The 9,401-nt window shown below is 70.9% G+C and carries 9 protein-coding genes; all 9 read right to left on the reverse strand.

Annotated elements, in window-relative coordinates:
* Nucleotides 1-707, reverse strand: a 707-nt coding sequence (locus VIB55_RS02440; protein ID WP_331875074.1) for a Mur ligase domain-containing protein, incomplete at its 3' end; no start/stop codon positions are given.
* 97 nt (nt 708-804) lie between these two features.
* Complete coding sequence (locus tag VIB55_RS02445) at nt 805-1,311, reverse strand: hypothetical protein (RefSeq protein ID WP_331875075.1); 507 nt, start codon at nt 1,309-1,311, stop codon at nt 805-807.
* Entirely contained in the window at nt 1,308-2,435 is a 1,128-nt protein-coding gene (gene murG / locus VIB55_RS02450; protein WP_331875076.1) for an undecaprenyldiphospho-muramoylpentapeptide beta-N-acetylglucosaminyltransferase, read from the reverse strand. The genes VIB55_RS02445 and murG overlap by 4 nt, the downstream gene beginning before the upstream one ends.
* Nucleotides 2,432-3,658: a putative peptidoglycan glycosyltransferase FtsW gene (locus VIB55_RS02455; RefSeq protein ID WP_331875077.1), complete on the reverse strand. Its 1,227-nt coding sequence runs from the start codon at nt 3,656-3,658 to the stop codon at nt 2,432-2,434. Before VIB55_RS02455 ends, murG begins: the two co-directional genes overlap by 4 nt.
* Nucleotides 3,655-5,031 carry a UDP-N-acetylmuramoyl-L-alanine--D-glutamate ligase gene (gene murD, locus VIB55_RS02460; RefSeq protein WP_331875078.1) on the reverse strand — a complete coding sequence of 459 codons (1,377 nt, stop codon included), beginning with the start codon at nt 5,029-5,031 and terminating at the stop codon, nt 3,655-3,657. The genes VIB55_RS02455 and murD overlap by 4 nt, the downstream gene beginning before the upstream one ends.
* On the reverse strand, nt 5,031-6,140 hold the full coding sequence (gene mraY, locus VIB55_RS02465; protein WP_331875079.1) for a phospho-N-acetylmuramoyl-pentapeptide-transferase: 1,110 nt from the start codon (nt 6,138-6,140) through the stop codon (nt 5,031-5,033). The genes murD and mraY overlap by 1 nt, the downstream gene beginning before the upstream one ends.
* 3 nt (nt 6,141-6,143) lie before the next feature.
* Nucleotides 6,144-7,556: a UDP-N-acetylmuramoyl-tripeptide--D-alanyl-D-alanine ligase gene (locus tag VIB55_RS02470; protein ID WP_331875080.1), complete on the reverse strand. Its 1,413-nt coding sequence runs from the start codon at nt 7,554-7,556 to the stop codon at nt 6,144-6,146.
* A complete protein-coding gene (locus VIB55_RS02475) occupies nt 7,553-9,067 on the reverse strand; it encodes a UDP-N-acetylmuramoyl-L-alanyl-D-glutamate--2,6-diaminopimelate ligase (protein WP_331875081.1) in 1,515 nt (504 codons plus the stop codon). The genes VIB55_RS02470 and VIB55_RS02475 overlap by 4 nt, the downstream gene beginning before the upstream one ends.
* A partial coding sequence (locus VIB55_RS02480; RefSeq protein ID WP_331875082.1) for a PASTA domain-containing protein occupies nt 9,064-9,401 on the reverse strand: 338 nt, incomplete at its 5' end. The genes VIB55_RS02480 and VIB55_RS02475, both read right to left, overlap by 4 nt.

Here is a 9,401-nt window from a genome sequence, read left to right on the forward strand (position 1 = left end):
AGCGTGTTGAGCAGCCGCGCGGCACCGTGGTCGTCCGCGCACCCGGCGATCAGCCCGTCTTCGGGCACCGAGGCGCAGAAGATGGCGAAGGCGTCCTCGATGGCTTCGAGCGAGCCGTAGATGTCCAGGTGGTCGGCTTCGAGGGTGGTGACCACGGCCACGTTGGGCCGCAGCTGGTGGAACGAGCGGTCGTACTCGTCGGCCTCTACCACGTACAGCTGGTCGCCGCCGCGGCGCAGGTTGCCGCCCCAGGCCGGCACCCGCGCGCCCACGAAGCCCGTGGGCTGCAGCCCGGCCGCGTCCAGCACCGCCGTCGCCAGCGTGGTGGTCGTGGTCTTTCCGTGCGTTCCCGCGATGCCGACGACGGTGCCGTGGTTGACGATGGCGCCCAGCGCCTCGGCCCGCTTGAGCACCGGAATGCCGCGCGCGCGCGCTGCGGCCAGTTCCGGGTGGTCGGCGGGAACGGCGGCCGTCATCACCAGCGCCGCGCAATCCGCCACGTGGGCGGCGTCGTGGCCCTGGTACACCGTGGCGCCGCGCTCTTCCAGCAGCTGCGTCGCCGGGCCGGGGGACGAATCGCACCCCGTTACCCGCGCGCCGGCCAGCAGGGCCATTTCGGCCAGCGGCGACATCCCCGCACCGCCGATCCCCATGAAGTGGATGGGCCCGTGCTTCGCCAGCTGTACCAGATCGAACTCGGTGCTCAATCTAACCGCCGCACTGGTGCGGGAAAAGAATCGCCGGGCGCGGGTTTGCGCCCCACGGTGCTACGCTTCTGCCACCAAACATCCGTCGCGCGCTCCTTCACCGCCGTCCGCGGCGCCGCGGCTCCAGGAACAGCACCTCCTTGTGCAGCCCCGACACCACCCGGCCGGTCGGCTCGCCGTCGGGGTCGGTTTCCACCAGGCGCCAGCCCGGCGTGTCTTCGGGCGCGGCGTGGTCCCTGCCATCGTCCACCGTGTGCAGGGTGGAGAAGAGCGTTCCGACGGCCACCATTCGCGCCACCGTCAGCACGTCGTCCGGGTCCGCGCCGGCGGCCAGCATCCGGCGGAGCGCCCCGCCCGCATCGGGAAACGGAGCGTTGGGATCGTCCGCCTCCTCCACGACCACCTCGATCCACCCGCTCGGATCATCCACCCACGGCATCGCGTGGCGCCACATCTTCCGCAGGGCCAGGAAGGCAGCGAGCCGCGGCGTGTTCTCCTCTACCTCCGAGCGCGCCCGTTCCTCGTAGTCGGCCGCGCCCAGGTCGCGGAAGACCTCGGCCAGCTCGCGGATGCGGCGGTCGTGCTCCCACGGCATGTACGTCACCCGACCAGCCTAGCGAGCTCGCGAACGATGCGGTCCGCCGCGTCGGGCTGGCCGCGGCTGCGGGCGCGTGTCGCCAGCTCCGAGCGGCGCGCCTCGTTGAACGCGAGCGTCATCACCTCGCCCCACAGCCGGCCGCCGCCCAGCTCCTGCTCCTGCACCATCACGCCCGCCTCGGCCTCCGCCAGGGCCACGGCGTTGTGGTACTGGTGATTGGCGGCGGCGTGCGGCAGCGGCACCAGCACGGCCGGAATGCCCCACGCGCACAGCTCGGCCAGCGACATGGCGCCGGCGCGCGAGATGGCGAAGTCGCTGGCGGCCAGCGCGGACGGCATGTCGTTGATGTAGGGCATGGCGTGCACCCACGCCGGGTGCCCCAGGTCTTCCAGTCCCTTCTCTACGCGGGCGAAATTCCCCGTGCCCGCGGCCCACAGGATCTGGAAGCCTTCCGGGGGCGCGGGAAGGCGCCCCTCGCGAATGCCGCGCAGGTCCGCCAGCAGCGCCTCGTTCACCGGGCGCGCGCCCTGGCTGCCGCCCGTGACCAGGCAGACGGTACCCGGCCCCAGCCCGAACTTGGCCCGGGCCGCCGCGCGGTCCACGGAGAAGTCGGGCGGCTTGATGGGGTTGCCGAACTCGAACACCTGCGTGCGCGGCCCGGGCTTCAGGTACTTCAGCGCCTCGGGGAACGCCAGGTGAATCTGCCGCACCCGCTTGTCCACCAGCCGCGTGACGAAGCCGGGATACGAGTTCTGCTCCTGCACCGCCGCGGGCACGCCGCGCATCATCGCGAAGGCCACCGCGGGCCCGCTCGCGTATCCGCCCGTGCCGACGACGAGGTTGGGCTTGAAGCGGCGGAACACCCCATTCAGCGCCGTGAACGAGCCGAACATGGCGGGGAACAGCCGCCAGTTCTGCCACGGCTTGGCGCGGCGGATGGGTTCCAGCGGCAGCAGCGCGTGCGCCACGCCCAGCTCCGGCAGCACCCGCGCCTCCACCCCACGCTTCGCGCCGATGTACATCACCTCCGACGCGGGGTCCAGCCGCTTGAAGGCCTCGCCCAGCGCCAGCGCCGGGTACAGGTGGCCGCCGGTGCCGCCGCCGGCAAAGAGCACGCGGGGTGTGGTCATCGTGCGGCCTCGGGGTCTTTCGCCACGCGGGCGATGCTGAGCAGGATGCCGACGGCCGCGAACGACGTCAGCAGGGCCGAAAGGCCCGACGACATGAAGGGCAGCGCCACGCCCGTGGTGGGCAGCAGCGCCAGCGCCACGCCCATGTGCAGGAAGGCGGACACGGCAATGAGGTTCGTCATGCCGATGGCGACCAGGTAGCCGAACCGGTCCGGCGCGCGCGCGGCGATCCGGTAGCCGACGACCAGGAAGCCGGCGAAGATCGAGACCACGAACAGCACGCCCAGCAGCCCCCACTCCTCGGCGATCATCGAGAAGAGGAAGTCGTTCTGCGCCTCGGGAAGAAAGCCGTACTTCTGCCGGCTCTCCCCGAACCCGCGTCCCCCCACCCCGCCGGAGCCGATGGCGATCAGCGACTGGTGGATCTGGTAGCTCACCCCGCCCGTGTCGTGGTTGGGATCCATGAACGCGGCGATGCGGCGCGCGCGGTAGCCCTCGCCCTGCACCAGCTTCCACAGCACCGGCACGGCCAGCAGCGCCAGCAGAATGAAGTGGCCGATGCGCGCCCCGCCCGCGAACAGCACCAGCGACGAGAGCAGCACCAGCAGCAGTGCGGCGCTCATATTGGGCTGCTTCATCACCAGCAGCACCACCGCCATCCACACCAGCAGAAAGGGCATCAGCCCCTTGCTGAGCGAGTGCAGCCGGTCTGCCTTCTTCACCGCCAGCATGGCCGTCCACACGATCAGCGCGATCTTGGCGAACTCCGACGGCTGGAACATCACCCCCAGCTTCAGCCAGCGGCGCGCGCCGTTCAGCCGGGGCGAAATGGCCTCCGTGCCCGGCATCACCACCAGCAAGAGCAGGAATGCGACGATGCCCAGCATGGGCCAGGCGAGCCGGCGCAGCTGGCGGTAGTCCATCCGCGAAAGCACGGCCGCGACGACGACACCCGCGACGGCGCCGCCCAGCTGCTTGAGCGCAAAGTAGTGCCCGGGCAGCCCCAGCGCCGCCGCGTCGAACGAGCTGGCGCTGTACATCTCGGTGAGGCCGAATGCGAACGCGGCGGCCGTCAGCGCCACCAGCGCGCGGCTTTCCCACGTCTGCTCCTGCACCGCCGCGACCGGAGCCGCCACGGTGCGGGCGCGCGCCATCGGCGTGATCACCGGCTGCACCGGCGCCTGTTCCCTGCCCCGCTTCCAGCGGAGCGCGATGCTCGTCATGCCTGCCCTTCCCGGGCCAGCTCGCTGAAGCGGCGGCCCCGTTCCTCGTAGTTCCTGAACATGTCGAAGCTGCTGCACGCCGGCGAAAGCAGCACGGCGTCGCCCGACGCGGCGACCTGGCGTGCACGGGCGATGACGGCTTCGAACGGCCCGTCCACCCGCTCCACCGGCGCTTTCCCCTGGAGATCGGCCTCGATCAGGGGCGCGGCCTCGCCGTAGGCGATCACCGTCTTCACCCGTCCCTCCAGGTCCGGCAGCAGCTCGGTGTAGGGCTCGCCCTTGTGCTTGCCGCCCAGCAGCAGCACGGTGGGCCGGGCCATGCCGCGGATGGCGACGCGCGTGGAGGCGATGTTGGTGGCCTTGCTGTCGTTGATCCACAGCACGCCGTCCGCCTCACCGACCGGCTCCAGGCGATGCGCGGGGGCACTGAAGGTCCGCAGCGCGTCGGAGATCTGCACCGCCGTGGCGCCGGCGAGACGCGCGGCAATCGACGCGGCTAGCGCGTTGGCGACGTTGTGGGGACCCAGGATCTGCAGGTCCGCCGCGGCCCCCACCGCTTCCGTCACCCCCGGCTCGGTGCGGACCAGCAGCACCCCGGTGGAAAGCCAGCCGCCGAGCTCGTCCTCGGACTCCGGCGGCGTCTCCACGCGAAAGTAGTAGCGCGTTCCCGGCGCGCCGCCGATCAGGCCGCGAGCGCGCTCATCCTCGGCGTTCAGAATCCACCGGCTCTCCGGCCCGGCGTTGACGAAGAGGCGCGCCTTGTCGGCGTAGTAGTCTTCGACGTCGTCGTACCAGTCCAGGTGGTCCGGGGCCAGGTTGGTCAGAATGCCGATCACCGGCGAAAACGCGCGGATGCCGCTCAGCTGAAAGGAGCTGACCTCGGCCACGGCCCAGGCGGGCTGCGGCTCGCGCAACGCCAGTTCGCTCAGCGCCGTGCCGATGTTGCCGCCCGCCATGGCGTCGATCCCTGCGGACTGCAGCAGGTGCTCGATCAGCGAGGTGACCGTCGTCTTGCCGTTGGTTCCCGTGATGCCGATCACCGGGCACTCCAGCTGCCCGAACGCCAGCTCGATCTCCGGCACCACCGGCACGCCCCGGATCGCATCCTCCCGCAGCACCTTGGCCGTAGGCGGAATGCCGGGGGAAAGGACGATGCGGGTGCAGGCGCCCAGCTTCTGCAGATCGTGCCCGCCGGTCTGGGCGTCGCCTCCCAGGGCCCGCACCTGTTCCGCCGCCGCACGGGCAGACTCGGAATCTCCCGCGTCGCTGGCGTACACCTTCGCGCCTCGCGCCAGCGCCAGGCGCGCGGCGGCCAGTCCGCTGCGCGCCAGCCCCAGGATTCCGATCGTCTCTCCCGCCAGCGAACGGCTCATCAGCGAATCTTGAGCGTCGCGAACGCGGCCAGCGCGCAGATGATGCCCATCAGCCAGAAGCGGATGATCACCTTGCTCTCGTGCCAGCCGATCTGCTCGAAATGGTGGTGAAGCGGGGCCATCCGGAAGATGCGTTTGCCGGTGCCCGTCTGCTTCTTGGTCCACTTGTAGTAGATGGTCTGCGTGGCGACGGACAGCGCCTCGGCCACGAACACCGCGCCGATGATGGCCAGCAGGAACTCCGCCTTCAGCAGCACCGCCACCGCGCCCAGAACGCCGCCGATTGCCAGCGAGCCGGTGTCCCCCATGAACACTTCGGCGGGGTGGGCGTTGAACCAGAGGAAGCCCATGCATCCCCCCGCCAGCGCCACGCAGAAGATGGCCAGCTCGCCCGAGCCGGGGAGATAGAACACGTTCAGGTAGTCCGACGAGTCTACCCGGCCCAGCAGGTACGCGAACACGCCGAACGTGGCCGCCGCGATCCCCGAAAGCCCCGCCGCCAGCCCATCCAGCCCGTCCGTAAGGTTCACCGCGTTCGAACAGCCCACGATGATGAAGGTGACGAACAGCACGTACGTCACGGGCCAGAAGTCCACGTGCCAGCTCTTGAAGAACGGGATCTGGGTCCACGTGGGCGGAATGGGATTGCTGACGTCGAACATGATCAGCACGATGCCCAGCAGAATGCCGACACCTGCCTGCCCCACGATCTTGTAGCGCCCCTTGAGGCCCCCGGTGTTCTTGCGGACGATCTTCAGGTAGTCGTCCATGAAGCCCACCGCGCCCAGCCACAGCAATACGACGAGCGCGATGATGGTGTACCAGTTGTCCAGCCGCGCCCAGAGCACCGTCGGGATTACGGTCGCCAGGATGATCAGCACGCCGCCCATCGTGGGCGTGCCGCTCTTGCCCAGGTGGGTCTGCGGGCCCTCGGTGCGCACCACCTGCCCCACCTTCAGCATGCGGAGGCGAGAGATGATGGCGGGGCCCAGCCAGAACGCCACGAAGAACGCGGTGACCACCGCCCCCGCCGCCCGGAAGGTGGCGAAGCGAAAGAGGTTGAAGCCGATGTAGTACTCGGCCCACGGCACCAGCAGGTGATAGAGCACCGGTCAGCCCTCCGTCGCGGCGGTATGCTGCGCGAAATCGCGCTCCATCAGCGGAATCCAGCGTTCCAGCGCCACCCCGCGCGAGCCCTTGAGCAAAATGGTCTCGCCCCCGGTCAATCCCGGCCGCAGCGCCTCGTACGCCTCCAGGGGATCTTCGGCCGATACCAGACGCTCGCCCAGTTCCGAGTGGTTCTCCTCGAACGCGCGGACGAAATCTCCCGTGGCCACCACGCGGTCGATGCCGTGGCCGACGAGACCGGCGGCGTGCAGCGCCAGCTCGCGGTGAAGCCGGTCGCCGTGGTCGCCCAGCTCGCGCATGGTGCCCATCACGGCCACCTTTTCGCCCTGCGCGGGAACGGACGCCAGCAGGTCCAGCGCGGCGCGCATGCTGGGCGGGTTGGCGTTGTAGCAGTCGGCGATCACGTTCAGGGAGCCGACGTGCATCCACTCGTTCCGCATCTTGGTCGCCTTCATCGCCGCCAGCCCCGCGGCGGCATCGGCGATGGGCACGCCCCACTCCTCGGCGACGGCCAGGGCGAGCAGCGCGTTGCGGACGTTGTGCATCCCGGGAATGGGGATGTGCACGGCGACGCCGCGGAAGCTCCACTCCGTGCTCCCGTCCGGGCGCACCTTCACGCTCTCCATCCCGCCGTCCGGCCCGAAGTTGGCCTCCGCGCCGGAGCCGCAGACCCGCACGCGCGCTGCGTCGACCCGCTCCCGCGTCCCCTGCGGCAGCTCCGGGGGATCTTCGGCGACGATGGCGATGCCGTCCGGGCGCAGTCCGTCGAAGATGGCCAGCTCCTCCTGCAGCACGCCTTCGACGGAGTCCAGCCCCTCCAGGTGCTCTTCGCCGATGGCCGTGATGATGGCGGCGTCGGGCTCGACGATGCGGGACAGAAGGGTGATCTCCCCCGGCTCGTTGGTCCCCGTTTCCACGATGATGGCTTCCGCGTCGTCCGGCGCCGCCAGCAGCGTCAGCGGCACGCCCACCTGGTTGTTCAGGTTGGCGTCCGTCGCGTGCACGCGCAGGCGCGGCGAGAGCGCGGCGCGCAGCAGCTCCTTCGTGGTCGTCTTGCCGTTGCTTCCCGCGACCGCGACGACCCGGCCGGCCAGCGCGCGGCGGCGGTGCCGGCCCAGCGCGCCCAGCGCGTGGAGCGTGTTCGGGACGACGAAGTACGGGATGGCCGGCGCGCCATCCGGCACCCGGCTGACCACCGCGGCGACGGCGCCGCCACCGACGGCCTGGTCCAGGTAATCGTGCGCGTCGTAGTTGGTCCCCGAGAGGGCGACGAACAGCGACCCGGGAGCGATCTTTCTCGTGTCGGTCGATACTCCGGCGAAGTCCATCTCGTCGGCGGGAGCGTTCAGCTCCAGCGCGCGGGCGACTTCGGCGGCGGTCCAGCGGAACCCGCTCAAACGGCACCTCCAGCGGCGGTCTTCAGCTCCGCGAGGATCTCGCGCACGACGGTGCGCTCGTCGAACGGACGCTTTTCGGTACCGACGATCTGGTACGTCTCGTGGCCCTTGCCGGCCAGGAGAACCAGGTCGTCGGTGCGCCCTTCGGTGAGTGCGGTGCGGATGGCCTCGCGGCGGTCGGAAATCCGCCGCCGGGGTGCACTTCCCATGCCGCTCTCGACGTCGTCGATGATGCGCTCCGGGTCTTCCGTACGCGGGTTGTCGGAGGTGACGATCACCAGGTCCGCGTTCTCCGCCGCGGCCTTTCCCATCAGCGGGCGCTTGGCGGAATCGCGGTCGCCCCCCGCGCCGAACACCACGATCAGCCGGCCCGTGACGAGGGGGCGCACGGCCTGCAGCGCCCGCTCCAGCGCGTCCGGCGTGTGGGCGTAGTCCAGCAGCACCGTGGCGCATTCCGGTGGCCCCGCCGTGCGCTCCAGCCGCCCCGGCACCTGCGGCAGCGTCCCCAGCCGTTCGGCGATGCGCGCCGCGTTCCATCCCAGCGACCAGAGCACCGCCGCCGCGGCCACCGCGTTCGACACGTTGAAGGTGCCGAAGATGGGGAGCGCCACCTGCGCCGCCCCGTCCGGCGTCCGCAGCGTGAACTGCATCCCGCCCGATCCCACGCGAACCGCCTCCGCGCGCACGTCCGCGGCCTGGTCCACACCGAAGGTGATCGTCCGCCCGACCGTCGCCTTCACGCCTGCCCAGGCGGGATCGTCCGCGTTCACGATGGCGCCGCCGGTGGGCTTGACCAGGTCCAGGAGGCGCAGCTTGGCCGCGCGATACGCCTCCATCGTCTCGTGATAGTCGAGATGGTCCTGCGTCAGGTTGGTGAACACCGCCGCGTCGAATCTCACTGCAGCGAGACGACCCTGGTCCAGCGCGTGGGACGATACCTCCATCGCCACGCGCGATACGCCCTCGTCCGCGAAGCGGCGCATCCAGCGCGCGGCCTCCACCGGCCCAGGCGTGGTCAGCCCCTCCGTCCCGGGAATCACCTGCCCATCCGCCCCGATCGCCCCCAAAGTGCCGACGTAGCCGCTGGGGCCGTCCGCCGCCAGCAGGTGCCGCAGCATCGCCGCGCTCGTCGTCTTCCCGTTGGTTCCAGTGACGCCCACCAGCGTCATCGCGTCCCACGGATCGCCGAAGAACTCCGCCGCGGCGTAGGCGGTCGCCAATCGCCCGTTGTTGACGTGGATGCGCGGGATGGGCGCGAACTCGTCCATTCGCTCCACCGTCGCCCCCGCCGCGCCGGACTCCGCCACGGCGGGGAGAAAGCCATGGCTGTCGCTCGCCGTGCCGACGACGGCGCAGAACAGCGACCGCGGGCCGGCCGCACGGGAATCGGCGGTGACGTCGGTGACGATGCCCGCGGCGGCTTCCGCAGACAAACGGCGGGCGCCCGCGAGCAGGTTCTCGCGGGCGAGGCGCGCCTCGATCCGGCCCAGGGTGCTCGTGCGGCCACTCATCGGCTGTCGCCCACGATCACCAGCGTGTCTCCCCGGGCGACCGGCTGCCCGGCTGCCGGCCGAGTGGAGGCGACGAATCCGCCCCCTCGCACCCTCACGCGGACGCCGAGCGCGTGGAGCCGGCGGGCCGCGTCGCGCAGGGGAAGACCCGACAGGTCCGGCATGGCGACGGGCGCCCCGGGCCGCTCGTCCACCGCCCGGCCCACGTTGTCGGTGGAGACGAAGACGTAGACGCCCTCGGAGCCGGACGGCGGCGGATCGGCGCGCCGCGTCCCCGCCGCGCGCGCCGGCGACTGCGCGGGAAGCCGTGTCGCCAGCAGGCTGCGGCGGTCCA

Source organism: Longimicrobium sp. (assembly GCF_036554565.1).
In the GTDB taxonomy this organism is placed as follows: Bacteria; Gemmatimonadota; Gemmatimonadetes; order Longimicrobiales; family Longimicrobiaceae; genus Longimicrobium.

Coding starts and splice junctions, on each gene's coding strand:
- murG (WP_331875076.1), bottom strand. CDS start 2,435: ATGACCACACCCCGCGTGCTCTTTGCCGGCGGCGGCACCGGCGGCCAC.
- VIB55_RS02455 (WP_331875077.1), bottom strand. CDS start 3,658: ATGACGAGCATCGCGCTCCGCTGGAAGCGGGGCAGGGAACAGGCGCCG.
- murD (WP_331875078.1), bottom strand. CDS start 5,031: ATGAGCCGTTCGCTGGCGGGAGAGACGATCGGAATCCTGGGGCTGGCG.
- VIB55_RS02475 (WP_331875081.1), bottom strand. CDS start 9,067: ATGAGTGGCCGCACGAGCACCCTGGGCCGGATCGAGGCGCGCCTCGCC.